22 protein-coding genes are annotated in these 24,715 nt (G+C 68.6%); 14 read left to right on the top strand and 8 right to left on the bottom strand.

Going from position 1 to position 24,715, the window contains the following annotated elements; all coding sequences use genetic code 11:
- Positions 1–171 precede the first annotated feature (171 nt).
- The 9 genes from fabI to ACI7BZ_RS02970 all read left to right on the top strand — a co-directional run bounded on the left by fabI (position 172) and on the right by ACI7BZ_RS02970 (position 9,382).
- A complete protein-coding gene (fabI, locus tag ACI7BZ_RS03010; protein WP_414115717.1) occupies positions 172–936 on the top strand; it encodes an enoyl-ACP reductase FabI in 765 nt (254 codons plus the stop codon).
- Positions 937–1,052: 116 nt separating this feature from the next.
- Positions 1,053–2,456, top strand: a complete 1,404-nt coding sequence (locus ACI7BZ_RS03005; protein ID WP_414115716.1) for a bifunctional enoyl-CoA hydratase/phosphate acetyltransferase — start codon at positions 1,053–1,055, stop codon at positions 2,454–2,456.
- On the top strand, positions 2,453–3,646 hold the full coding sequence (locus ACI7BZ_RS03000; RefSeq protein WP_414115715.1) for an acetate/propionate family kinase: 1,194 nt from the start codon (positions 2,453–2,455) through the stop codon (positions 3,644–3,646). The genes ACI7BZ_RS03005 and ACI7BZ_RS03000 overlap by 4 nt, the downstream gene beginning before the upstream one ends.
- A gap of 11 nt (positions 3,647–3,657) precedes the next feature.
- Positions 3,658–4,311, top strand: a complete 654-nt coding sequence (locus tag ACI7BZ_RS02995) for a CoA transferase subunit A (RefSeq protein ID WP_414115714.1) — start codon at positions 3,658–3,660, stop codon at positions 4,309–4,311.
- A 35-nt stretch (positions 4,312–4,346) separates the two neighbouring features.
- Positions 4,347–5,000, top strand: coding sequence for a 3-oxoacid CoA-transferase subunit B (locus ACI7BZ_RS02990; protein ID WP_414119077.1), 654 nt, complete (start codon positions 4,347–4,349; stop codon positions 4,998–5,000).
- On the top strand, positions 5,000–5,896 hold the full coding sequence (locus ACI7BZ_RS02985) for an HD domain-containing protein (RefSeq protein ID WP_414115713.1): 897 nt from the start codon (positions 5,000–5,002) through the stop codon (positions 5,894–5,896). The genes ACI7BZ_RS02990 and ACI7BZ_RS02985 overlap by 1 nt, the downstream gene beginning before the upstream one ends.
- 278 nt (positions 5,897–6,174) lie before the next feature.
- Positions 6,175–7,185 carry a WD40 repeat domain-containing protein gene (locus ACI7BZ_RS02980; RefSeq protein ID WP_414115712.1) on the top strand — a complete coding sequence of 337 codons (1,011 nt, stop codon included), beginning with the start codon at positions 6,175–6,177 and terminating at the stop codon, positions 7,183–7,185.
- Positions 7,186–7,349: 164 nt separating this feature from the next.
- A complete protein-coding gene (locus tag ACI7BZ_RS02975) occupies positions 7,350–8,099 on the top strand; it encodes an acetoacetate decarboxylase (RefSeq protein WP_414115711.1) in 750 nt (249 codons plus the stop codon).
- Positions 8,100–8,230: 131 nt separating this feature from the next.
- Positions 8,231–9,382 carry a patatin-like phospholipase family protein gene (locus tag ACI7BZ_RS02970; RefSeq protein WP_414115710.1) on the top strand — a complete coding sequence of 384 codons (1,152 nt, stop codon included), beginning with the start codon at positions 8,231–8,233 and terminating at the stop codon, positions 9,380–9,382.
- 40 nt (positions 9,383–9,422) lie between these two features.
- On the opposite strand, the gene ACI7BZ_RS02965 is transcribed toward ACI7BZ_RS02970, so the two are convergent.
- Both ACI7BZ_RS02965 and ACI7BZ_RS02960 read right to left on the bottom strand, forming a co-directional pair.
- Positions 9,423–10,184 (bottom strand): sulfite exporter TauE/SafE family protein, encoded by a 762-nt coding sequence (locus ACI7BZ_RS02965; protein WP_414115709.1) that lies wholly within the window; start codon positions 10,182–10,184, stop codon positions 9,423–9,425.
- 5 nt (positions 10,185–10,189) lie between these two features.
- On the bottom strand, positions 10,190–10,840 hold the full coding sequence (locus tag ACI7BZ_RS02960) for a glutathione S-transferase family protein (RefSeq protein ID WP_414115708.1): 651 nt from the start codon (positions 10,838–10,840) through the stop codon (positions 10,190–10,192).
- Between the two features lie 353 nt (positions 10,841–11,193).
- On the opposite strand from ACI7BZ_RS02960, the gene ACI7BZ_RS02955 reads away from it, so the two are divergent.
- Both ACI7BZ_RS02955 and ACI7BZ_RS02950 read left to right on the top strand, forming a co-directional pair.
- Positions 11,194–12,411 carry a polyhydroxyalkanoate depolymerase gene (locus ACI7BZ_RS02955; RefSeq protein ID WP_414115707.1) on the top strand — a complete coding sequence of 406 codons (1,218 nt, stop codon included), beginning with the start codon at positions 11,194–11,196 and terminating at the stop codon, positions 12,409–12,411.
- A gap of 331 nt (positions 12,412–12,742) precedes the next feature.
- On the top strand, positions 12,743–14,173 hold the full coding sequence (locus ACI7BZ_RS02950; protein WP_414115706.1) for a homospermidine synthase: 1,431 nt from the start codon (positions 12,743–12,745) through the stop codon (positions 14,171–14,173).
- Between the two features lie 127 nt (positions 14,174–14,300).
- On the opposite strand, the gene ACI7BZ_RS02945 is transcribed toward ACI7BZ_RS02950, so the two are convergent.
- Together ACI7BZ_RS02945 and ACI7BZ_RS02940 are read right to left on the bottom strand one after the other, a co-directional pair.
- Positions 14,301–14,855, bottom strand: coding sequence for a GNAT family N-acetyltransferase (locus ACI7BZ_RS02945; RefSeq protein ID WP_414115705.1), 555 nt, complete (start codon positions 14,853–14,855; stop codon positions 14,301–14,303).
- Between the two features lie 210 nt (positions 14,856–15,065).
- Complete coding sequence (locus ACI7BZ_RS02940; RefSeq protein WP_414115704.1) at positions 15,066–16,196, bottom strand: type III PLP-dependent enzyme; 1,131 nt, start codon at positions 16,194–16,196, stop codon at positions 15,066–15,068.
- A gap of 652 nt (positions 16,197–16,848) precedes the next feature.
- Here ACI7BZ_RS02940 and ACI7BZ_RS02935 point away from each other — a divergent pair.
- Both ACI7BZ_RS02935 and hemA read left to right on the top strand, forming a co-directional pair.
- On the top strand, positions 16,849–17,394 hold the full coding sequence (locus ACI7BZ_RS02935) for a hypothetical protein (protein ID WP_414115703.1): 546 nt from the start codon (positions 16,849–16,851) through the stop codon (positions 17,392–17,394).
- Between the two features lie 180 nt (positions 17,395–17,574).
- On the top strand, positions 17,575–18,861 hold the full coding sequence (hemA, locus tag ACI7BZ_RS02930) for a 5-aminolevulinate synthase (RefSeq protein ID WP_414115702.1): 1,287 nt from the start codon (positions 17,575–17,577) through the stop codon (positions 18,859–18,861).
- A 133-nt stretch (positions 18,862–18,994) separates the two neighbouring features.
- Here the strand turns inward: hemA and ACI7BZ_RS02925 are convergent, their stop codons facing one another.
- The 4 genes from ACI7BZ_RS02925 to rpmH form a co-directional block, all read right to left on the bottom strand.
- Complete coding sequence (locus ACI7BZ_RS02925; protein ID WP_414115701.1) at positions 18,995–19,774, bottom strand: ArsR/SmtB family transcription factor; 780 nt, start codon at positions 19,772–19,774, stop codon at positions 18,995–18,997.
- 116 nt (positions 19,775–19,890) lie between these two features.
- Positions 19,891–21,723, bottom strand: coding sequence for a membrane protein insertase YidC (gene yidC, locus ACI7BZ_RS02920; protein WP_414115700.1), 1,833 nt, complete (start codon positions 21,721–21,723; stop codon positions 19,891–19,893).
- The gene (gene rnpA / locus ACI7BZ_RS02915; protein WP_414115699.1) at positions 21,720–22,166 is read right to left on the bottom strand and encodes a ribonuclease P protein component; all 447 of its coding nucleotides are present in this window, start codon (positions 22,164–22,166) and stop codon (positions 21,720–21,722) included. The genes yidC and rnpA overlap by 4 nt, the downstream gene beginning before the upstream one ends.
- Before the next feature lie 28 nt (positions 22,167–22,194).
- On the bottom strand, positions 22,195–22,329 hold the full coding sequence (rpmH, locus tag ACI7BZ_RS02910) for a 50S ribosomal protein L34 (RefSeq protein ID WP_012113946.1): 135 nt from the start codon (positions 22,327–22,329) through the stop codon (positions 22,195–22,197).
- A 436-nt stretch (positions 22,330–22,765) separates the two neighbouring features.
- Between rpmH and ACI7BZ_RS02905 the strand changes: the two genes are divergently transcribed.
- On the top strand, positions 22,766–24,544 hold the full coding sequence (locus ACI7BZ_RS02905) for a glucan ABC transporter ATP-binding protein/ permease (RefSeq protein WP_414115698.1): 1,779 nt from the start codon (positions 22,766–22,768) through the stop codon (positions 24,542–24,544).
- Positions 24,545–24,715 lie beyond the last annotated feature (171 nt).

Here is a 24,715-nt window from a genome sequence, read left to right as displayed (position 1 = left end):
CACCACCCTCGCGTAATAAAACAGTCAGATGCGGGGAATAAGAGTGCATCTCGACTGGGTCTGCCGAACTCATCCTTTGGGATGAGGCCGGCCGGCGGGGAGGTCTGCCGACGTCATGCTTCGCGTGAAGCAAATGACACGGCAAATACATGCGAAGGCGGGGGGCGTTGCATGTTTTCGCTTCAGGGCCAGAAGGCGCTCGTGGTCGGCGTCGCCAACGACCAGTCCATCGCCTGGGGGTGCGCCAAGGCGTTCCGCGAGCAGGGCGCGGAGCTTGCCATCACCTATCTCAACGAGAAGGCGGAACGCCACGTGCGGCCGCTGGCCGAGGAGCTGGGCGCCAGCATCATCATGCCGCTGGACGTGAGCGTTCCCGGCGAGCTGGAGCGGGTGTTCGGCGAGATCGGCAGCCGCTGGGGCCGGCTCGACACCCTGCTGCATTCCATCGCCTTCTGCCCGCGGGAGGACCTGCACGGCCGGGTGGTTGACTGCTCCGCCGCAGGCTTCGCCCAGGCCATGGACGTTTCCGTCCACTCCTTCCTGCGCATGATCCGCCTGGCCGAGCCGATGATGCCGGAAGGCGGCACCTGCATGACCGTGTCGTTCTACGGCTCGGAGAAGGTGGTGGACAATTACAACATCATGGGTCCGGTGAAATCGGCGCTGGAATCGGTGGTGCGGTATGCGGCGGCCGAGCTGGGCGGCAAGCACATTTCGGTGCATGCCCTCTCCCCGGGACCGCTCATGACCCGCGCCGCCTCGGGCATCGACCATTTCGACGAGCTGCTCAACGCCGCCGCCGAGCGCGCGCCCACCCACATGCTGGCCTCCATCGAGGACGTGGGCGCCTATGCCGCCTTCCTGGCGAGCCGCGAGGCCGCCAACGTCACCGGCGGTGTGCACCTCATCGACGGCGGCTACAGCATCGTCGGCTGATCCTCCGGCCCGGCGCGCGGGCCGACAGGCTCCGTGCGCGGGCGCGCGCCGCTGCGCACCGCCGCTCCAGCCTGCAACCATCCCCGGGATGGCATGAAACGGAAGGCTTTCCGACCATGAAGCGCGAGAACAAGACGTTCGATGAACTCCAGGTGGGCGACACTGCGGAGCTTCGCCGCGTGTGCACGGCCGACGACCTCTTCGTCTTCGCCACCGCCTCCGGCAACCACAATCCCATGCACCTGCCGGGCTACGACCTGGACAATGACGGCCGCAAGGACGAGGTGACGGCGCCCGCCATGTGGGTGGGCTCGCTCATCTCCGCCGTGCTGGGCAACATCCTGCCCGGCGCCGGCACCCTCTACCGCTCCCAGACCCTGGATTTCCACGCCCGCGCCAAGGCCGGCGACGACCTGGTGGTGCGGGTCCGCCTCTCGCAGAAGCGGCCCGACGGCACGGTGGTGTTCGCCACCACCGTCCATCGCGAGGAGCCGGTGGAGCTGCTGCTGAGTGGCGAGGCGGTGGTGGCCGCCCCGCAGGTGAAGCTGACCTATGAGGAGCAGGACATTCCCGGCCTGCTGGTGCAGCGCCACCGCCATTTCGATGCGCTGGTGGCGCGGGCCGAGCCGCTGGCGCCCCTCACCGTGGCGGTGGTGGCCCCGGAGGAGCCCAATTCCCTCGGCGGCGCCCTTCTGGCCGCCCGCCACACGCTCATCACTCCCATCCTGGTGGGCTCGCGCGCCAAGATCGAGGCCGCCGCCAAGGAATGCGGGGAGAGCCTCGACGGGGTGGAGATCCTCGACGTGGCGGACCACACCGCCGCCTCCAACATGGCGGTGGACCTGGTGGCCGACGGGCGGGCCGGCGCGGTGATGAAGGGCCACCTGCACACCGACGAACTGCTGCGCGCCGTCCTGCGCAAGGAGCGCGGCCTGCGTACCGGCCGCCGTCTCACCCACATCTTCGTCATGGATGTGCCGGGCCTTCCCCATCCGCTGCTGGTGACCGACGCGGCCATCAACATCCAGCCGGACCTCGTCACCAAGATCGACATCGTCCAGAATGCCATCGACCTCGCCATCTCCCTCGGCATCGCCCAGCCGAAGGTGGGCGTGCTCTCGGCGGTGGAGACGGTGAACCCGCAGATCGCCTCCTCGGTGGATGCGGCGCTGCTCTCCAAGATGGCCGAGCGCGGCCAGATCGTGGGCGGCATGGTGGACGGCCCGCTGGCCATGGACAATGCCATCGACATCGCCGCCGCCCGCACCAAGGGCATCGTCTCGCCGGTGGCGGGGCGGGCGGAAGTGCTGGTGGTGCCCAATCTGGACGCCGGCAACATGCTGGCCAAGCAGCTCACCTATGTGTCCCACGCCGAGGGCGCCGGGCTGGTGATGGGTGCGAAGGTGCCCATCATCCTCACCTCCCGGGCCGACAGCGCCCAGGCCCGCCTCGCCTCGTGCGCCGTGGCCGCCATCCACCAGGCCCGCATCGCGGGTGAAGCAGAGGCGCGCGACGCATGACCCAGCCGGTCACCCTCACCCTCAATGCCGGCTCCTCCTCGCTGAAGTTCAGCCTCTACGACATCTCCGGCGAGCCGGTGCAGATGGCGGTGGGGCTGGTGGAGAACATCGGCCGGCAGCCGCGCCTCAAGGCCAATCTGGGCGAGGCGCTGCCGCGGGCGGAGCGCGACCTTGCCGCCAGCGAGGCGGCCGACCACAAAAGCGCCCTCGCCACGGTGCTGGCGCTGCTGCGCGAGCATTTTCCCGCCGCCCGCGCCAGCGTGGTGGGGCACCGGGTGGTGCATGGCGGCCCGCGCTATTCCGAGCCCATGACGGTGACCGAGCCGGTGATGGACGAGCTGAAGCGGCTTTCGCCCTTCGCCCCCATCCACCAGCCGCACAACATCGCCGGCATCGAGGCGGCGCAGGCGGCGTTCCCCGATGCGCTGCAGGTGGCCTGCTTCGACACCGCCTTCCACCGGCACCATCCCAAGGAAAACGACATGTTCGCGCTGCCGCGCGAATATTACGACAAGGGAATCCGCCGCTACGGCTTCCACGGGCTGAGCTATGAATTTGTTTCCGGCGAGCTGAAGCGCATCGCCCCGCAGCTGCATGCCGGCCGCGTGGTGGTGGCGCACCTGGGCAACGGCGCCTCCATGTGCGGCATCCTCGGCGGCCGCTCGGTGGCCTCCACCATGGGCTTCACCGCCCTGGACGGACTGCCCATGGGCACGCGCTGCGGCCAGGTGGACCCGGGCGTCATTTTCTACATGGTGCAGCAGGAAGGCCGCACCATCGACGAGGTGCGCGACATCTTCTACAACAAGTCCGGCCTTCTCGGCCTGTCGGGGATCTCCAACGACATGCGGGTGCTGGAAAGCGCGGACGTGCCCGCGGCGCACGAGGCCATCAATTATTTCGTCTTCCGCATCCGCCGCGAGCTGGGCGGCCTCGCTGCGGCCCTCGGCGGGCTCGACGCCCTCGTCTTCTGCGGCGGCATCGGCGAGAATTCCCGCAAGATCCGCCGCCGCATCTGCGACGGGCTGGACTGGATCGGCCTCGACCTCGACCATGACCGCAACGACGACAACGCCCGGGTGATCAGCACCGAATTCAGCCGGGCGCGCATCATGGTCATCCCGACCAACGAGGAAATCGTCATAGCCCGTGCCGCGAAGCGGCTGCTCCAGCAGTCCGCCGCGGCGTGAAGGAGGAACGCATGAGGAAGGCCATCAGACCCGAGGACGCGGCGGAGCTCATCCCCGACGGGGCAGTGGTGCTGATCGGCGGCTTCATGGGGGTGGGGACGCCGGAGCGCCTGATCGACGCCATGGTCGCGCGCGGCATCCGCGATCTCACCTTCGTCGCCAACGATGCGGCGATGCCGGGCCGCGGCATCGGCAAGCTGGTGACCGCCGGCTGCGTGGCCCGTGCCATCGTCTCCCATATCGGCCTCAACCCGGAGATCCAGAAGAAGATGATCGCCGGCGAGATCGAGGTGGAGCTGGTGCCCCAGGGCACGCTGGTGGAGCGCATCCGCGCCGCCGGTGTCGGCCTCGGCGGCGTGCTCACCGCCACCGGCCTCGGCACGCCGGTGGAGACCGGCAAGCAGACCGTCGAGGTGGATGGCAAGCGTTACCTGGTGGAAAAGCCCATCCACGGCGACTTCGCGCTGATCGCCTCGCAGAAGGCGGACTACGCCGGCAACCTCACCTATTCGCTGACCGCGCACAATTTCAATCCCATCATGGCCTTGGCCGGCGCGACCGTGATCGTGGAGCCGGAACTGATCGTGCCCGTGGGCGTCATCCCGCCGGATGCGGTGAAGACGCCGGGCGTGCTTGTGGACCACCTGCTTGCGAGGGCCGCGTGATGGAAGCCGACGTGATGGAACGGCCGCGGGCGGCCATGAGCGCCAAGGAAGTCATCGCCCGCCGCGTGGCGCAGGAGGTGAAGCCGGGCATGCTGGTCAATCTCGGCATCGGCCTGCCGAGCATGGTGGCGAACTTCATTCCCCATGATGCCGGGGTCTATTTCCAGGCCGAGAACGGGGTGATCGGCCTCGGCGCCCGCCCGCCGGAAGGCATGGAGGACCCGCACCTCACCGACGCCGGCGGCGGCTTCGTCACCGCCGTTCCGGGCGCGGCCTCCATCGACAGCGCCATGAGCTTCGGCATCATCCGCGGCGGCCACCTGGACATGACCGTGCTCGGCGGCCTGCAGGTCGACGAGCGCGGCTACCTCGCCAACTGGATGGTCCCCGGCAAGATGGTGCCCGGCATGGGCGGCGCCATGGACCTGGTGGCCGGCGCCAAGCGGGTGATCGTGGCCATGGTGCATTCGGCCAAGGGCGATCCCAAGATCGTGCCGGAATGCACCCTGCCGCTCACCGCTTTGCGCCGGGTGAGCCTCATCGTCACCGAGCTGGCGGTGATCGAGCCCACCCACGAAGGCTTGGTGCTGCGCGAGCGCGGGCCGGATGTCTCCATCGACCGGATCCTCGCCGAGACCTCGGCGAAGCTGATCATCGAAGGCGACGTGCCCGCCATGTGCCTCGGCTGATGCCGGCGGTCACCGAACTCACCCGCGCCCTGGCGTATGCGGCCGAGGCGCACGCCAACCAGCGCCGCAAGGGGGCGGCGCAGGAGCCCTATATCAACCACCTTATCGAGGTGCTGGACCTGGTGGCTCGCACCACCGGCGGCGACGACACCGAGCTGCTCATCGCCGCTTTGCTCCATGACGTGATCGAGGACACGCCCCGCAGCGTGGACGACCTGCGCCAGGCGTTCGGCGCGCGGGTGGCGGGCATCGTCGTGGAGAATTCCGACGACATGAGCCTGCCGAAGGACGAGCGCCGCCGCCACCGCATCGCCGCCATGGCCGCCAAGTCCGAAGCCGCCCGCATGGTGAAGATCGCGGATGTCATCTCCAACCTGCGGGCCGTGGTGGTGTCACCGCCCGCCGGCTGGGGGAGCGACCGCAAGCTCGGCTATCTGGACGGCTGCCGCCATCTGGTGGATGCCGGCCGCGGGGTCAATGCCGCCCTGGAAGCCCTGTTCGACCAGACCGCCCACGACGTGGAATGCGCCATCCGCGACCAGGCCGCCTTCGAGATCGAGGGCCATGCGGTGGCGGTGCGGCACCTGGAGAATGCGGTGGGCCAGCAGGTCCACATCCTCTACCTGCCCAACACCGGCTGCCGGCCGCTGACGGAGGAGGACGTGGACAGCTTCTGCGCCACCCTCGGGCATGTCTTCCCCTCGGTCACGGTGCAGCGGGCCGACGCCATGTTCGAGGGCCGCCGGCGCCAGATCCTGCTGGCGCGGGTGCGCACCGACAGCACCGACGCCATCGTCGCCATGGCTCAGCGGCTGTGCATCGCCTTCGACCAGCGCTTCGTCGGGGTGGAGGTGGACGGGCGCTACGTGCGCATCTATGCCGACGACACCGCCTGAACGGCGCCACGGCCGGTGACCGGGATGCGCCGGCCAGATCCGCGCGCTGCCCGCTCGCGCAGTTGCTCCGGGGGGCGGACGGCGATTTGCCGCCCGTGGGCCCCCGCGCCGCGGTTCCCTCCGGGCGGATCGCGCTCCAGAGCACGCGCCGATCCGCTTGCATCGCAAGCGGATCGGATAACGCGTTCTCTATCCTTAAGTTAGAGGGCGATTCACCGATCAAATTGGTTCAATTTGCTCGGATCGCGCTCTAGGATCGGGTTTTCCGCTCCGCAGACATGGGCTCCATGACCGCCGCACCCGCCAGCCTCACCGATCGCGTCCGCCCCCTCGACCTCGCTGCTGATACGCTCGCCGTCGCCTTCCTCGAGGACAAGGCGTGCTTCGTCACCGCCGACGGGCGGGCGACGCTGGTGGGAGCGCAGACGCAGACCGTTTCCCTGCACGAGGGGACGGTCCTCAGCGCCGTGGGCGACGGCGCGCGGCTGGTGTCGGGCGGCGACGACGGCCGGGTCATGGCGCTGGCGCCGGACGGGTCGGCGGCGCTGCTGGCGCAGGCCCAGGGGCGGTGGATCGACCGGGTGGCCCTCGGCCCCGGCGGCGCGGTGGCCTATTCGGCCGGGCGCAGCGCCTTCGTCCTCCCCGACGGCCGGGCGACGCCGGAGCCCCGGCGCTTCGATGCGCCCTCCACCGTGGGCGGCCTCGCCTTCGCCCCCAAGGGCCTGCGGCTCGCCGTGGCCCATTATGGCGGCGTCACCCTGTGGTTTCCCAATGCTCCCGGCGCCAAGCCGGAGCTGTTCGGCTGGAAGGGCTCGCACCTCGGGGTGGCGTTCTCGCCGGACGGCCGCTTCCTGGTCACCACCATGCAGGAGCCGGCGCTGCACGGCTGGCGGGTGGCCGACGGCGCCCACATGCGCATGACCGGCTATCCCGCGCGGGTGAAGTCCTTCGCCTTCACCGCAGACGGCAAGTGGCTGGCCACCTCGGGCTCGGGGGAGGTGATCCTGTGGCCGTTCCAGGCCAAGGACGGCCCCATGGGCAAGGAGCCCATGATGCTCGCGCCCTCGCCCACGTCGCGGGTCACCGCGGTGGCGTGCCACCCCAAGGACCCGGTGGTGGCCGCAGGCTATGAGGACGGCATGATCCTGCTGCTGCGCCTCGGCGACGGCGCCGAACTGCTGCTGCGCGCGCCGGACGGGGCGCGCGTGGGCGCCATCGCCTGGCACAGGCAGGGCGGCGCGGTTGCCTTCGGCACCGAGCGTGGCCATTGCGGACTTCTCGCGTTTTGAACACACTGGACGAATGACGTCGCGGCAGTGTCACCGGTTCGGGCTATCCACCATTGATGGCAAGCGCTTGGTCCCGGCCGGGGCCCGTCTGCGCCGGCAGCGGCGGTTGCGGCCGGCGGTCCCCGCGAATCGGGGTACATATCCATCCAGCAAGGGGATTTGGCATGAAGATCGCTGACGTTCGCCGCACCGCCTATTCCATGCCGCTCGTCAGTCCTTCCTACCCGCCGGGCCCCTACCGGTTCATCGACCGGGAATACATGATCATCACCTACCGCACCGATCCCGCGGCGCTGGCAAAGGTGGTGCCCGAGCCGCTCGAGGTGACCGCGCCCATCGTCAAGTATGAATTCATCCGCATGCCCGATTCCACCGGCTTCGGCGACTATACCGAGACCGGACAGGTGATCCCCGTGCGGTTCAACGGGGTGGAGGGCGGCTACACCCACTCCATGTATCTGGACGATGAATCCCCCATCGCCGGCGGCCGCGAGCTGTGGGGCTTCCCCAAGAAGTTCGCCAACCCCAAGATGAAGGTGGAGACCGACACGCTGGTGGGCACCCTGCATTACGGCAGCGTGCTCTGCGCCTCCGCCACCATGGGCTACAAGCATGTGGCGGCGGACAAGGAGAAGGTGCTCGCTTCTCTCCTCACCCCCACCTTCCTGCTCAAGATCATCCCCCATGTGGACGCCACGCCGCGCATCTGCGAACTGGTGCGCTATTATCTGGAAGATGTGACCGTCAAGGAATGCTGGACCGGCCCCGGGGCCCTCGGCCTGTTCCCCCACGCCCTCTGCCGGGTTTCCGAACTGCCGGTGCTGGAAGTGCTGTCCGCCGCCCATATCAAGGCGGACCTGACCCTCGGCCTCGGCGAGGTGGTCTATGATTACCTGAAGGACGGCGCGGCCTGAGCCCTCCGCGCCCGAACCGCCGGGATCGGCGGCGCAGCCGTGGCGCCGGTCCCGCGCATGGCACATGATCCAACCCAGGCCCGGCGCCGCCTTGTGCGCCGGGCCCCCGGACCAGACGAGAAGGCTGCCCCATGACGCCGCGCGCCACCCACATGCCTCCCAACCTGTGCGACATCATCGGCGCGTACAAGCGCGTCGCCCTGGTGTTCCAGGGCGGCGGGGCCCTCGGCGCCTACCAGGCGGGGGTCTATGAGGCCCTGCACGAAGTGGGCTGCGACCCGAACTGGATCTCCGGCGTCTCCATCGGCGCCATCAATTCCGCCATCATCGCCGGCAATGCCCCCGACGACCGGGTGCCGCGCCTGAAGGAGTTCTGGTCCACCATCTCCTCGCGCAAGGTGCTGCCCATCACCCCGGAAGGCGACATCTTCCGCCAGTGGCGCAACCAGCTCTCGGCGGCCATGACCATCCTGCACGGCCAGCCGGGCTTCTTCCGCCCGCGCGTGCCCAACCCCTGGCTGGTGCCCACCGGCGCGAACGGCGCCACCTCCTTCTACGACACCTCGCCCCTGCGCGAGACGCTGCTGAGGCTGGTGGACTTCGACCGCATCAATTCCGGCGAGAAGCGCTTCTCGGTGGGGGCGGTGAACGTGCGCACCGGCAACTTCATCTATTTCGACAATAAGGAACACACCATCGGCCCGGAGCACATCATGGCCTCCGGCGCGCTGCCGCCCGGCTTTCCGGCGGTGAAGATCGACGGCGAATTCTATTGGGACGGCGGCGTCGTCTCCAACACGCCGCTCCAGTTCCTCCTGGACCAGCCGGACCATCCCAGCGCGCTGGTGTTCCAGGTGGACCTGTTCAGCGCCCGCGGGCCGCTGCCGCGGGACATGTTCGATGTCTCCGAGCGGCAGAAGGACATCGGCTATTCCAGCCGCACCCGCTACACCACCGATGTCTTCCGCCGGGTGCAGGAGCTGCGCTCCAAGCTCTATGACGCGCTCCAGCGCATTCCCGAGCAGCTGCGCACGGAGGACGACCTCTCCCTCATCGAGGATTACAGCACCTCCGGCCCGGTGAACATCTGCCACCTGATCTATCAGGAAAAGACCTATGAGCGGGAATTCAAGGACTATGAATTCTCCGGCACCTCCATGCGCGACCACTGGCAGACCGGCTATGAGGACACGGTGAAGACCCTGCGCCGGGGCGAGTGGCTGAAGAAGCCGGACGATTCCATCGGCATCGTGGTGCACGACATCCACCGCCTGTCGGAGTGAGGGCGGGGCGCCCCGCGCCCAATGTTTGCGACAAGGTTCGTCACAGGCCGCGCATCAGCATGTAGGCGCCGAGCGCGGCGAGGCCGGCGAAGAAGATCCTGCGGAAGACGAGGGGCGGGATGACGCGCCGCGCCCGCTGCCCCAGCTCCATGCCGAGAAAGGCCGGCACCAGCGCCGCGAGGGAGCCCAAGACGAGGGCGGGGTCGCCCAGCGCCACCCCCGCCGCGCCGGGGCTGGCCAGCACGCCGGCCAGGGCGAAGGTGGAGACGGTGAAGGTGAGGCCGAGGGCCTGCACCAGGTCGTCGCGCTTGAGGCCGAGGGCCTGGAGATAGGGGGCCGACGGCATCACCGACACGCCGGTGGTGCCGGTGACGAGCCCGGTGGCAAGCCCCATGACCGGCGACAGCCACCGTTCCATCCACGCCGGCAGGTGCAGCGGCACGGCCGAAAGGCCGAGCCCGCCATAGACCAGCAGCGTCGCGCCGAGGGCGGGCAGGGCCGCCGGCGACGCCAGCCCGCCCAGCAGCAGCCCGCCGGCGAGGGTGCCGGCCGCCACCGCCGCCATCATCCAGAAGAAGCGGCGGGCGATGGCCACGGCATTCGGCCCGGTGGCGTACTGCACCACATTGGTGACGGCGGACGGCACGATGAGCAGTGCCGCCGCTTCGGCGGGGGTGAGGATCAGGCTGAGCAGGCCGATGCCCACGGTGGGCAGGCCCATGCCGATGAGCCCCTTGACCATGCCGGCGAGCACCAGAACGGCGAAGCCGGTCAGCAGCGCAGCAGGGTCCGGTAGGGCCACGGCGCTCAGAACTCGGCGTCGAGCTCTTCGAGCTCCTCGGGCTCGGCCGCTGCGCCCTCGATCCATTCCTGCATGAAGGGCAGGGCCATGATGCGCGCGCGATAGGCCTCGCACTCGGCGTCGAGCTTCACGTCATAGGTGGTGAAGCGCGAGCAGACGGGCGCATACATGGCATCGGCCAGGGTCGGCGCGGAGCCCATGAGGAAGGGGCCGCCATGGGCGGTGAGGCAGCCGCGCCAGATGGCGACGATGCGCTCGATGTCCGCCTGCGCCCCGGCCCACACCTTGAAGCCCGGATAATGGGCCTTGATGTTCATGGGCAGCGCCGAGCGCAAATTGGTGAAGCCCGAATGCATCTCGCCGGAGATGGACAGGCAGTGCGCCCGCACCGCCCGGTCGGCCGGCAGAAGACCCGCCTGGGGGAACACCTCGTGCAGGAAGATGGCGATGGCGAGGGTGTCCCACACGGTCACGTCGTCATGCACCAGCCGCGGCACCAGGAAGGAGGGCGAGAGCAGCAGCAGTTCCGCCTTCATGTCCGGGTCGTCGAGGGGCACGCGCTCTTCCTCGAAGACGAGGCCGGCCATCTTGCACAGGAGCCAGCCGCGCAAGGACCAGGAGGAGTAGTTCTTGCTGGAGATGGTGAGTGTCGCCATGCGTGTCCCGCGCCTCGGATTTTGGTCTCTCGACCGTCAGGCCCGCCCCGTTGTCCCACCCCGGATTTTCGTTGGCGCCCGGACGGCGGCGGCCCCGGATCGCTGTGTTTGCGGATGCGTGTTGCAATGCACCACGCTCCGCTCCAATATTCAACCCAACAGGTACAACCCTTCGGGCCTGCTGCAAAGCGCAAAAACAGGTCTGCGACAACAACTTAATCGTTCCGCCGTCCGTGGGGGGCGTCGGCTTTCCGAGGGCGCGGAACAGAAGGACTCTTAAGCATTATGCTCCAGTCTTCCAATCGGGCATCCTCTCGGGGGCGTTGCCGCCGGGTGCGGCGACACGGGCAGCCATGATGTATCTCGCGTATCAGACCCAGGCCGATCTCATGAGCCCGGTGCGCCTCCTCGCCGGTCTGGCGCGGCAGAGCCTCACGGGGCCCCTCATCAATGGCTTCGCCCATGCGGGCATCCGCCACCTCGCCGCCGCCTACGAACTGGTGGAGCGCGCCGGGCTCAGCCACGGCCGACCGGATTTCGCCATCCGCTCGGTGGAGGTGGGCAACCGCGATGTGCAGGTGAGCGAGGAGAAGGTGGCGGTGCTGCCCTTCGGCACGCTGCTGCGCTTCAAGAAGGACGTGGACATCGCCCAGCCCCGCGTGCTGGTGGTGGCGCCTCTCTCCGGCCACTTCGCCACGCTTCTGATCAACACCGTGAAGACGATGCTGCCGGATCATGACGTCTACATCACGGACTGGCACAATGCCCGGGACGTGCCCCTGTCTGAAGGCCCCTTCGCCTTCGACGATTATGTGGAGCACGTGATCCGCTTCCTCGAGATCATGGGTCCCGGCTCCCACTTGGTGGCGGTGTGCCAGCCCTGCGTCCAGGCGCTGGTGGCGGCGGCGGTGATGGGGCAGGACCGGAACCCGGCGACGCCGGCCTCCATGACCCTCATGGCCGGGCCCATCGACTGCCGCATCAACCCCACCAAGGTGAACGACCTCGCCACCTCCAAGCCCATCACCTGGTTCGAGAAGAATCTCATCGCCACGGTGCCGAAGGGCTTTCCCGGCTCGGGCCGGCGGGTCTATCCCGGCTTCATGCAACTCACCGCCTTCGTGAGCATGAATCTCTCGCGGCACATCAAGGCCCATCTCGACCTCTACAACGACCTCGCCGAGGGCGAGATGGACAAGGCGGCGGCCACCAAGCACTTCTACGACGAATATTTCGCCGTGCTCGACCTCGATGCGGAATTCTACCTGCAGACCGTGCGCTACGTGTTCCAGGACTATCGCCTGCCGAAGGGGGAGCTGACCTATCGCGGCACCCCCATCGACTTCCGCGCCGTGCGCAAGACCGCGCTGCTGACGGTGGAAGGCGAGCGGGACGACATCTGCTCCATCGGCCAGACCATGGCGGCGCAGGACATCTGCTCCGCCCTGCGGCCGCACAAGAAGCGCCACCACATGCAGGCGGGCGTCGGCCATTACGGCGTCTTCTCTGGGCGCAAATGGGCGGGGCAGGTCTATCCCATCGTGCGCAACCATATCCTGGCCAGCGACTGAGGCCGGGCGCCGTCCATCCCTTCACCGCAGTGGCGTGGGGGCAGGGGCGGGCCGAAGCGGAACCCGGCCGAAGCGGATCTGGCGCACACCGCACCGGTGCGATGCAGGGCGGCAACCGGTTTGCCGGCTTTGCAGCGTGTCATTGGTTGACGCGCGGCCATGCTTTACACATGGTGCCGCCGCCCGTGCATCCGCTGCGGGCGACTTGCCCCGGCCACAGGCGCAGGAGGCGGCCCGCCGCTCCGCCCGCCGTGTCCCGGGATCTTGAAGCCACGGCGCCGGGCCTTTGCGGGCCGTCGCGCGCCGCGTCCCCGACGAGGAGTGTTTCACCATGAGCGACTGGCCGGTCCATGCCAAGATCGACGGCCCCATCGTGATGATCGGTTTCGGCTCCATCGGCCGTGGCACTCTGCCGCTGATCGAGCGGCATTTCGATTTCGATCTCGCGCGCATGGTGGTCATCGACCCCGTTGCGGACCACAAGACCCTGCTCGATGCCCGCGGCATCCGCTTCATCCAGTCGGAAGTCACCGCCGAGAACTACCGCGAGCTGCTCACCCCGCTGCTCACCAACGGCCCCGGCCAGGGCTTCTGCGTGAACCTTTCGGTGGACGTGTCCTCCATCGCCATCATGGAATTGTCGCGCGAGCTGGGCGCCCTCTACATCGACACCGTGGTGGAGCCCTGGAAGGGGTTCTATTTCGACGAGACCATGGATAACGCCGCGCGCACCAATTATGCGCTGCGCGAAAGCCTGCTCGCCGCCCGCCGCCGCAATCCCGGCGGCCCCACCGCGGTGTCCACCTGCGGCGCCAATCCGGGCATGGTGTCCTGGTTCGTGAAGCAGGCGCTGCTCAATATCGCCGCCGACACCGGCCTCGACCGGCCCGAGCCGGCGAGCCGCGAGGAATGGGGCCAGCTGGCCCGCGCGCTGGGGGTGAAAGGCATCCACATTGCCGAGCGCGACACCCAGCGCGCCCGCAACCCCAAGGTGATGGGCGAGTTCTGGAACACCTGGTCGGTGGAAGGCTTCGTCTCGGAAGGCCTCCAGCCCGCGGAACTGGGCTGGGGCACCCACGAGAAGACCATGCCGCCGGAAGGCCGCACCCACGAAGCCGGCTGCGGCGCCGCCATCTACCTGCTGTCGCCCGGCGCCGCCACCCGCGTGCGCTCCTGGACGCCGACGCCGCAGGCCCAGTACGGCTATCTGGTGACCCACAACGAGGCCATCTCCATCGCCGACTACCTCACCGTGCGTGACGGCGACCAGGTGCTCTACCGGCCCACCTGCCACTATGCCTATCACCCCTGCAACGACGCGGTGCTCTCCCTGCACGAGATGTTCGGCAATGGCGGCCACTTCCAGGGCAAGTGGAAGATCCTGGACGAGCACGAGATCGTGGACGGCATGGACGAACTGGGCGTGCTGCTCTACGGCCACGCCAGGAATGCCTACTGGTTCGGCTCCCAGCTCACGGTGGAACAGACCCGCGAGCTGGCGCCCTACCAGAACGCCACCGGCATGCAGGTGACCTCCGCCGTGCTCGCCGGCATGGTGTGGGCGCTGGAAAATCCCTCCGCCGGCATCGTCGAGGCGGACGAGATGGACTTCCGCCGCTGCCTGCAGGTCCAGATGCCCTATCTCGGCCCGGTGATCGGCACCTATACGGACTGGACCCCGCTGACCGGCCGACAGAAGCTGTTCCCCGAGGACCTCGACCTCGAAGACCCGTGGCAGTTCAAGAACATCATCGTGCGGTGAACCACCGTCGCGCGGCTTGAGCAGAGCGCGAGGCGCGCGGGTCGCCGCCCCAAAGCACGAAGGCCCCGGAGCAATGCTCCGGGGCCTTCTGCATTCTGGCTGTCTTTCTGCCCGTGCTGTGCCGGCCTCAGGCCGAGCGGCGCAGCTCGCCGGCCATCAGCTCCGCCAGAGACGGCCGGGCGATGCGGGCGCCGGTGGGGCTGATGAGGCCGCGGGCGCCGTCGAGGGCGCCGGGCTTCAGCTCCAGGGCCAGCAGACGGTGGCGATCATAGGCGCCGGGCATCCACAATTCGCCGGTCTTCTGCGCGGAGAAGCCGAAGCGCGCGTAATAGGGGGCGTCGCCCACCAGGATCACGGCGCCGTGGCCCCTGGCCTGCGCGGCGTCCAGGGCGGCGCGCATCAGCTCCCCGCCGAGGCCGTGGGCGCGGAACCACGGATGCACCGCCAGCGGGCCGAGCAGCAGCGCCGGCTTGCCCGGGCCGGCGGTGACGTGCCACAGGCGCACGGTGCCGGCGAGCCGGCCGTCCGGGCCATAAGCGGCGAAGGCGAGGCCGTCCGCCGGCCGGCGGCCCTCGCGCAGGCGCTCGGAGGACCTGGCGAAGCGCGCCTCCCCCAGGCACAGGTCCAGCAGGGCCTCGCGCGGGGCCACATCTTCCGGCTGTTCCAGCACGATTTCAGTCATCAGCACCTCCTGATGCCACAACCGAAGAAGCGAAGACGGCCGTTCCCGCCGCGCGGCAGCGCGGCCGGAGGCGCAGGGCCCCGGGAACGGTGCGGAAGACGAGGGGGAAGCCCCCTCCTCAACGCCCGGGCGGCAGATGCCGGCGCCGGGGGAGGCCCTGCGGCCCGATGCGCGGGCCTGAACCTGCGGGCCTTGCGGGCCCGGCCGGGGTCAGATCACGTAGGACTTCAGCGGCGGAAAGCCGTTGAACGCCACCGCCGAATAGGTGGTGGTATAGGCGCCGCACGCCTCGATGATGAGCTTGTCGCCGATGGCCAGGGACAAGGGCAGCTCCACCGGGGTCTTTTCATAAAGCACGTCGGCCGAATCGCAGGTGGGGCCGGCCAGCACGCAGGGGGCGGTGTCGTCCCCGTCGCGCGGGGTGCGCAGCGGATAGCGGATGGCCTCGTCCATGGTTTCGGCGAGGCCGCCGAACTTGCCGATGTCGAGATACACCCAGCGCAAAGCGTCGCGCTCGGACTTCTTGGAGATGAGGACGACCTCGGTCTCGATCAGGCCGGCATTGCCAACCATGCCGCGCCCCGGCTCCATGATGGTCTGCGGAATCTCGTTGCCGAAGTGCTTGCGCAGGGACGAGAAGATGGCCTCGCCGTAGGACTGGGCCGCGGGCACGTCCTGCAGGTAGCGGGTGGGGAAGCCGCCACCCAGGTTCACCATGGACAGGGTGATGCCGCGCAGCGCGCACTCGCGGAAGATGCCGGCGGCGGAGGACAGCGCCGCGTCCCAGGCGTTCACATTCTTCTGCTGCGAGCCCACGTGGAACGAGACGCCATAGGCATCGAGCCCCAGGCGGTGGGCGTGCTCCAGCACGTCCGCGGCCATCTCCGGCTCGCAGCCGAACTTGCGCGAGAGCGGCCATTCGGCCCCGGCGCCGTCGCACAGGATGCGGCAGAACACCTTGGCGCGCGGGGCGACGCGGGCGATCTTCTCCACCTCCTCGTAGGAATCCACTGCGAACAGGCGCACGCCCAAGCGGAAAGCGCGCTCGATGTCGCGCTCCTTCTTGATGGTATTACCGAAGGAGATGCGATCCGCGCCGGCACCGGTGGCCAGCACCATCTCGATTTCGCCGGTGGAGGCGCAGTCGAACGAGGAGCCCAACTCCTGGAGCGCCTTCAGAATGGCGGCATCGGGATTGGCCTTCACGGCATAGAAGACACGGGTATCCGGCAGTGCCCGGGCGAACGTCTGGTAGTTCGCGCGCACCACGTCCAGATCGACCACCACGCAGGGGCCGTCCTCGCGTCGGGTCTTGAGAAACTCGCGGATGCGATCGGTCATGGTGTCCTCCCCGTGACCTGAAGCCTCGTGAAGCACGGATTTCCCGTGCGACGACAGGACGGACGGCACCCGCATGGGGCCGGCCGGGGCACGCGCGGGCAGGTTCGCGGCGATGTGGACACGCCGACGTTCCTGCGGGCCGTACCCGCTTCGCCGGGGCTTTATCCCGGCCGCATCATCGGACCGAACGGCAGCCGCGCCACCCGCGACGGACAGGCCGACGCGAGGGGAGAAGACGACTGCGCACGATTGGAGGGGAATTCCCGCTCCGCACGGCCGGCAAGATGTAGTGCCTCTTCAGTAACGCCGCCCGTTGGAGGGGCGACCGAGACCAAAAAAGCCCTTACGTCGTTGCTTCAAGTCACGTCCCCCGCATTGAGGAGCGGGGTGGGCCGGTTCCCTCCGGCTTGTCGATCGTCCTGGCAGCTTTCCGGCCTCTTGTCCGGAGATCCTACCGACCGACACGCGACCACAGGCACGTGCGAATTTGGGCAACGCGGATTTAAGGGATTCGCCCCGGCGGCGCAAGGGGCAGGGGCAGAAAAAACGCCGCCTGAAAATGCCGGCCGCCGCCGCCGGGAATCCGCGCCGCCCCCCTTGCCCGGGCAGGTCTCCGGCCGCTACGGGATAGCTGCAACCGGAGGTGTCGGCCATGGTGCGATTTCCAGTGGGTCTTGCCGTGCTCGTGCCGCTGCTGGCGGCCGCCCTGCCGCAGGCGGCGCGGGCGGAAAATCCCTTCGGGCTGGAGGTGGCGGGCTGGACCAGCCGGATGGCGCAGACCGGCACCACCTATTTCCAGTGCGCCGGCAAGGCCTGCGGCGGCAGCGCGGCGCTGCTGAGCCTGCGCCAGCCCGGCCACATGGCGCGCATGACCCTGGCGCAGTTCGCCGACGTGCAGGAGCGGGTGAATGCGCGCATCCGCGAACAGGTCGCCGACACCCACGCCTCCACCATCGGCCCCGCGCAGGAGGTGGAGAGCCGCGGCGTGCGCGTCTTCACCTCCACCCGCGATTATGAGACCACCGCCGGCGTCCGCCACCATTTCGTCAATGCCCTGCTGGTGGGGCCGCAGGCCTCGCTCTCGGTGGTGAGCGACGCGCCCACCACGGCCCAGGCGCGGGCCAATTTCGACGCCTTCCTGCCCCGCCTCCTCGATCTGGTGCTGGCGGCGCCCGGCGCCCCGGCCCGGGCGAACTGACCCGGCCGCGCCGCGCGGAAATCGGCATGAATGCCCGGCTTTTGCGGGAAAGCCGCGCCGGATCGCCGCGCGTCCGGCTGGGCTCTTGATTGGCATCAATACAAGGAGCAATCTGCCGTCATAACATTACAACAATGAAGGATCGTCGCCCGCGATCCGCTCGACGCCGCAGGGTTCGGAATGAATTACGACCACTTCTTCGCCGATGCCATCGACGCCCTGCGCAAGGAGCGCCGCTACCGCACCTTTGCCGAGATCGAGCGCGACGCGCGCCATTTCCCCCGCGCGGTGTGGCATTCTCCCGGCGGCCCGCGCGACATCGTGGTGTGGTGCTCCAACGACTATCTCGGCATGGGCAGCCATCCCGATGTGGTCAAGGCCATGTGCGAGGCGGCGCAGGCGCGCGGCGCCGGTGCCGGCGGCACCCGCAACATCTCCGGCAACAGCCACGAGATCGTGATGCTGGAGCGCGAGCTGGCGGACCTGCACGGCAAGGAGCAGGGGCTGGTCTTCACCTCCGGCTACATCTCCAATGCCACCGGCATCTCCACCATCGTCCGCCTCATCCCCGATTGCGTGGTGCTCTCCGACGAGCTGAACCACAATTCCATGATCGAGGGCGTGCGCCACGGCGGCCGGCAGAAGGCCATCTTCCGCCACAACGACCTCGGCCACCTGGAAGAGCTGCTGCAGGCGGCCGGCGACCGGCCCAAGCTGGTGGCGTTCGAGAGCGTCTATTCCATGGACGGCGACATCGCCCCCATCGGCGCCATCTGCGAGCTGGCCGAGCGCTACGGCGCCATGACCTATCTGGACGAAGTGCACGCGGTGGGCATGTATGGCCCGCGCGGCGCCGGTGTCGCCGAGCGCGACGGGGTGATGCACAAGGTGGACATCATCGAGGGCACGCTGGGCAAGGCCTTCGGCGTGGTGGGCGGCTACATCACCGGCAAGCGCCTGGTGATTGATGCCGTGCGCTCCTATGCGCCGGGCTTCATCTTCACCACCGCCCTGCCGCCGGCCATCGCCGCCGCCGCCGCCGCTTCCGTGCGCCACCTGAAGGCCTCCCAGGCCGAGCGCGACGGGCAGCGCACCCAGGTGGCCAAGGTGAAGCGGGCGCTGGCCGCCGCCGGCCTGCCGCAGATGGAGACGCCCACCCATATCGTTCCGGTGATGGTGGGCGACGCCAAGGCCTGCAAGATGGCCAGCGACCTGCTGCTGGCCGAGTACGGCATCTATATTCAGCCCATCAACTACCCCACCGTGCCCCGCGGCACGGAGCGGCTGCGCATCACCCCCACGCCGTTCCACGACGACGCCCTCGTCGCCCATCTGGCCACCGCCCTCTCGGACGTGTGGGAGCGGCTGGAGCTGCCCTATGCGGACCGCGTGGCCGAGCGCGCCTCGGCCTCCCGCAGCGCGGCGCTGGGCCCGGCGCCCATCCCGCTGCCGGTGGCGGGCGGCTGACTGCCGGGCTGCTGACCGGCGCTTCGAACGCTTTCGGAAATTGACAATGCCCCGGCTGGTCCGGGGCATTTTCTTTTTGCGGCGGCCGCCAGCTGCGCCGATGCCGGCCGGGTCCGCTCAGGCAGCAAGCATCTCAGGCCGCAGGTGCCACCGCCGTCATCAGGAAGGGCTGCCCGGTCTCCGCCAGCGTCTTCAGCCGCGACAGGCCCTCGGGCCAGCCATGGACCACCGCCTTCGAGGTGGCGGTCTCGCCGGGGAAGTCGTCATGGGTGAGGGTGAGCTTGCAGGCATCCTCGCCCACGGGCGTGATGTCCCAGGTCACTCGCGAGGGCGGGTCCTGCGCCACCTCCGGCGCCCATTGCGCCGAGAAGGTCATGACGAAGCGGCGCGGCGGGTCCAGCTCCAGCACCGTGCCGGTGATCACCACCCGGTCGCCCATGAAGTATTCGCGGGTCCCGCCGGTCCGCCAGTCGGTGCGGGAGGTCATGTTGAAGTGTTCGTAGAGGGGTGTCTTGCTGTCGTCGGTCAGGACATCCCACAGGGCTTGCGGCGTCGCCTTGATGAACAGCTCGTAGATGTGTCTGGGCGGGGCGGTGTTCATGGGGGCAATCCCTTCCACGAGGTATTTCAGGTTCGCCATCGCCGCCACGTGGGGGCCGGCGTAGCGGGAGATCCAGCGGTCGCTGACGAGCTGGATGGGGGCCGGGTTAAGGAAGTGGTGCTTTTCCCTCCCCACCTTGCGGGTGAGGACCAGATGCGCGTCTTCCAGCACTCTCAGATGCTTCATCACTCCGAAGCGGGTCAGGCGGGTCTGGCGCTCCAGTTCGCCCAGCGTCTGGCCATCCTTCACCTTGAGCAGGTCGAGGAGGTCCCGGCGGATAGGGTTCGAGAGAGCGGCGAACACATCATCCATGGGCTATTTATGTGCCAATATAGTCACGTGTCAATATGGTCACCAATCTGGACGAACAGAAAACGCCGCGGCCCTTTGGGGAGCCGCGGCGTTTTGATGTGGTGAGGGGTGCCGCCTCAGCCCTTGGCTGGCGTCTTCTTCCTGAAGACGGAGCGCAGATTGTCCCACAATTCGATCTTCACCCCGTGGCGCTTCATGATGAACGCCTGCTGGGCCACCGAGAGGGTGTTGTTCCAGGCCCAGTAGATCACCAGGCCGGCGGCGAAATGGGCCAGCATGAAGGTGAAGATGATGGGCATCCAGGTGAAGATCATCTGCTGGGTGGGGTCCGGCGGGGCCGGGTTCAGCTTCATCTGCACGAACATGGTGATGCCCATGATGATGGGCCAGGCGCCCAGCATGAGATAGGAGCCGAACACGGGCACCGAGGACGGGTCCCAGGGGATGAGGCCGAACAGGTTGAAGATGGTGGTGGGGTCGGGCGCCGAGAGGTCGCGGATCCAGCCGAAGAAGGGCGCGTGCCGCATCTCGATGGTCACGAACAGCACCTTGTAGAGGGCGAAGAACACCGGAATCTGGATCAGGATGGGCAGGCACCCCGCCACCGGATTGATCTTCTCCTTCTTGTACAGCTCCATCAGCGCCTGCTGCTGCTTCACCTTGTCGTCGGCGTAGCGCTCGCGGATGGAGGTCATCTCCGGCTGCACCGCCTTCATCTTCGCCATGGAGGCGTAGGACTTGTTGGCGAGCGGGAAGAAGATGCCCTTCAGGGCCACCGTGACCAGCAGGATGGCGACGCCGAAATTGCCCACCAGCCGGTAGATCCAGTCGATGGCCAGGAACAGCGGCTTGGTGATGAAATAGAACCAGCCCCAGTCGATGAGGCGGTCGAAGCGGTCGATCTTGTAGTCCGTGGCATAGCCGTCCACCACGCTCACCACCTTGGCGCCGGCGAACAGCTGGCCGGAGGAGGTGACGCTGGCGCCGGGCTCCGCCGTGAGCGGGGCGGCGAGATAATCGGTCTGGAAGGTCTGCACGCCGGCAAAGGTGCCGGTGGAGAACTTGGCATCCACCTTCACGTTCTGGTCGGGAATGACGGTGGCGGCCCAGTATTTGTCGGTGATGCCGAGCCAGCCGCCGGTGGCGGAGAAGGTGAGCGGCTTCTCCTTGTCCATGTGGGAATAGGTGACCTCCTGCAGCCCGCTGTCGCCGAGGATGCCGATCAGGCCCTCGTGCAGGATGTAGAAGCCCTCCACCTTGGGCATGCCGTGGCGGGAGACCAAAGCGTAGGGATAAAGGGTCACCGCCGCGCCGGTCTTGTTCTCCACCTCGTCCTTCACCGCGAACATGTAATGGTCGTCGATGGTGAAGGTGCGCCGGAAGATGAGCCCCGCTCCGTTGTCGTAGGTGAGGACGAGGGGGGTCTTCTCGGTCAGGCTGCCGCCGGTGGAGGTCCACAGGGTGTCGGGGCCGGGCACCTTCACGCTGGCGCCGGCGGCGGAGGTCCAGCCGAATTCCGCATAGAAGGGGTGGGGCGCGCCGGAGGGGGACAGGAGCACGATGTTCGGGCTCTTGGGGTCCACCGTCTCGTGGTATTCCAATAAGGAGAGATCATCCACCCGCGCGCCGCGCAGGGAGATGGAGCCCTTCAGGCGCTGGGTGTCGATGGCGGCGCGCGGGGTGGCGGCGACGGCCTCGGCGCGGGTGAGGGGGCGCGAGAGCGCGGCCGGGGCCCCGGCCTGGGGCACGCCGCCGGGGGCGGGGGTGGTGCCGGGCGTGGGAGTGGCGGAACCGCCGGGGGCCGGCTGCTGGGCCTGCTGGGTAATGCGCTGCTGCTCGGCGGCCTGTCGCTGGCGCTCCGCCTGTGGAATGCCGAAGAAATATTGCCAGCCGATGAGGATCGCCATGGACAAGCCGATGGCGATAAACATGTTGCGGTTGTCACTCATGCCGGATGGCCTCCGTCGGCGGGCTTCGCCTGGGGGTCGGAACTGTGCGCGTGATTGTCTTTTGACGAGACGTCGTGTGACTGTTGTGACGGTGCGCGCCTGGGCCCACGCGGCTTTTGCGGCGCATGCAGCTTGCGGACGGCGCGGGCCAAGTCATCCACCAGCCCGTCGAAGGGCATGTGGAGCGCCGCCTCGCGTGCCACCAGCACATAATCGTAGCCCGGCCTCCCGTCCTGCGGCAGAACGCGGCGCACCGCCTCCCGCAGGCGACGCCGGATGCGGTTGCGCACCACGGCATTGCCGGTCTTCTTGGTCACCGTCAGCCCGATGCGCACCGCGCCCTGGTCGCCCCGGTCGCGCCCCTGCATGAGGAAAGCGGCGACGCCGGCGCGCTCGGCCCTGGCGGCGGCTAGAAAGTCACGGCGCTTGCGGAGGCGATCCACGATGGGCTGCTCCGCGAATGTCCACCCCTCAGGCGGACAGGCGCTGGCGGCCGTGGTTGCGGCGCGCGGCGATGATCTTGCGGCCGTTGCGGGTGGCCATGCGCGCACGGAAGCCGTGGCGGCGCTTGCGCACGAGCTTGCTCGGTTGATAGGTGCGCTTCACGGGTCTTGTCTCCGGATTTCCTGTGGCGGTCGCGAGGGGGCGGGTCCCAGCAGCGCACTGCAGAAGCAGCACTGCCACGGCGAAGGTTCGCCGGTGCCTGCTCGCTCGGCCCGGGTTTCGAGATCGGTACGAGAAAAGAAGGCTGGGCTCCGGCCGCCGCAGCCGCCTGAGTTCGGGCTCGGCTTATAGGGGTGGCGGAGGCGCGCGTCAATCCGCACCGTGAACATCGTCCCCCGCCCCCGCGCCGCGCGGTGCGGACTTCCCCGCAGCTGCGGCGCCGTGCGCCGCTTGTTCCTCGCAGGATGCGGCGCGGTGCGCCGTTCACTCTCCTTGAATGCGGGCGCCGTGCGCCGCTTGCCCACGCCCAACGGCGGCCTTGCGCGGCGGCCAGGGCTCCGCTTTTCTGGCGGCCCACCGGCACGGGGACACCGCGACCATGAGCCTGCTGCGCATCTACGCCCGGACCATCTCCCTGCTCGGGCCGCAGGCGCGGCTGGGCGCGCTGCTGGTCTTCTCCAACCTGCTGCTGGCCATCGCCCAGTTCGCCGAGCCGATCCTGTTCGGCCGCATCATCGACACCCTGGCCTCGGCGCAGGCGGCGGCGCGCGCGGCCACCTTCCACGACCTCACCCCGCTGCTCGGCGCCTGGGTGGGCTTCGGCCTGTTCAACATCGTCGCCGGCGTGCTCATTTCGCTCCACGCCGACCGCCTCTCCCACCGCCGCCGGCTGGGGGTGCTGGCCCAGTATTTCGAGCATGTGCTGCAGCTGCCCCTCAGCTTCCACGGCACCACCCATTCCGGCCGGCTGCTGAAGGTGATGCTGGAGGGGGTGGATGCCCTGTGGGGCCTGTGGCTCTCCTTCTTCCGCGAGGATTGCGCCGCCATCATCTCCCTGGTGGTGCTGGTGCCCGTGGGCATCTGGATCAACTGGCGTCTGGGCCTGGTGCTGATCGTGCTGATGGCGGTGTTCGGCCTGGTCACCGGCTATGTCATCCGCCGCACCGAGGCCATGCAGCGGGAGGTGGAGGCGCACAATTCCGACCTCGCCGAGCAGACCTCCGACGCCCTGGGCAATGTGGCGGTGATCCAGAGCTACACCCGCATCGAGGCCGAGGTGTCCGGCCTGAGGGACACGGTGAACCGGGTGCTGGCGGTGCAGATTCCGGTGCTGTCCTGGTGGGCCATGGTGTCCATGGCCACCAAGGCGGCCACCACGCTCACCATCCTCGCCATCCTGCTCATCGGCACCTGGCTGCATGTGCAGGGCCTGGCCGCCATCGGCGATATCGTCACCTATGTGGCCTTCGCCACCATGCTGATCGGCCGGCTCGACCATACGGTGAGCTTCTTCAACCGTCTGCTTCTGTCCGCCCCGCGCCTCGCCCAGTTCTTCGACGTGCTCGACACGGTGGGCGCGGTGCGCGAGAAGCCGGGCGCGCGCAAGCTGGGCGCGGTGACCGGCGACGTGGTGTTCGACGACGTGTCCTTCTCCTACGACGGCAAGCGCACCGCGGTGGGCGACGTCTCCTTCCATGCCGCGCCCGGGCGCACCTTCGCCTTCGTGGGCACCACGGGGGCCGGAAAGTCCACCGCGCTGGCCCTCCTGCACCGGGTGTTCGACCCGCAGTCCGGCGCCATCCGCATCGACGGCACCGACATTCGCGACGTCACCCTCGCCTCCCTGCGCCATGCCATCGGCGTGGTGTTCCAGGAGCCGCTTCTGTTCAACCGCTCCATCGCCGACAATCTGCGGGTGGGCAAGCCCGACGCCACCGAGGCGGAAATGCGCGAGGCGCTCAAGCGGGCGCAGGCGCTGGAGCTGGTGGAGCGCAACCCCATGGGGCTGAACGCAGTGGTGGGCGAGCGCGGCCGCGCCCTCTCCGGCGGCGAGCGCCAGCGCCTGTCCATCGCCCGCGCCCTGTTGAAGAACCCGCCCATCCTCATTCTGGACGAGGCCACCAGCGCGCTGGATGCGGCCACGGAAGCCAAGGTGCAGGCGGCGCTGGACGAGGTGATGAAGGACCGCACCACCTTCGTCATCGCCCACCGCCTCGCCACCGTGCGCGATGCCGACCGCATCCTGGTGTTCGAGAACGGGCGCGTGGTGGAGGCCGGCACCTTCGACGAACTGGTGCAGCTGGGCGGGCGCTTCGCCGCGCTGGCCCGGGCCCAGTTCATGGCCGGCGCGGCGGACCGGCCCATCGCCGAGACTTGATGCCCGGGGCCGCCCGCAGAGGGTGACCGTGCGGCAGGCAGAAAAACCTGGGCTTCGGGCCGGCAGGAAAGCCAAGCCGAAGGTTTGGCTTTCCCGGAAAGCGTGGCCGGCGTGAATTCGGCAAGATTGTGGCAGGCAGAATGCCCGCGCCACCCGCCCCCTTCTTGCGCA

The organism is Xanthobacter sp. AM11, assembly GCF_047444035.1.
Taxonomy (GTDB): domain Bacteria; phylum Pseudomonadota; class Alphaproteobacteria; order Rhizobiales; family Xanthobacteraceae; genus Xanthobacter.
The sequence above is the reverse complement of the archived record's forward strand: the minus strand, read 5'-3'. Positions and strand labels throughout refer to the sequence as shown.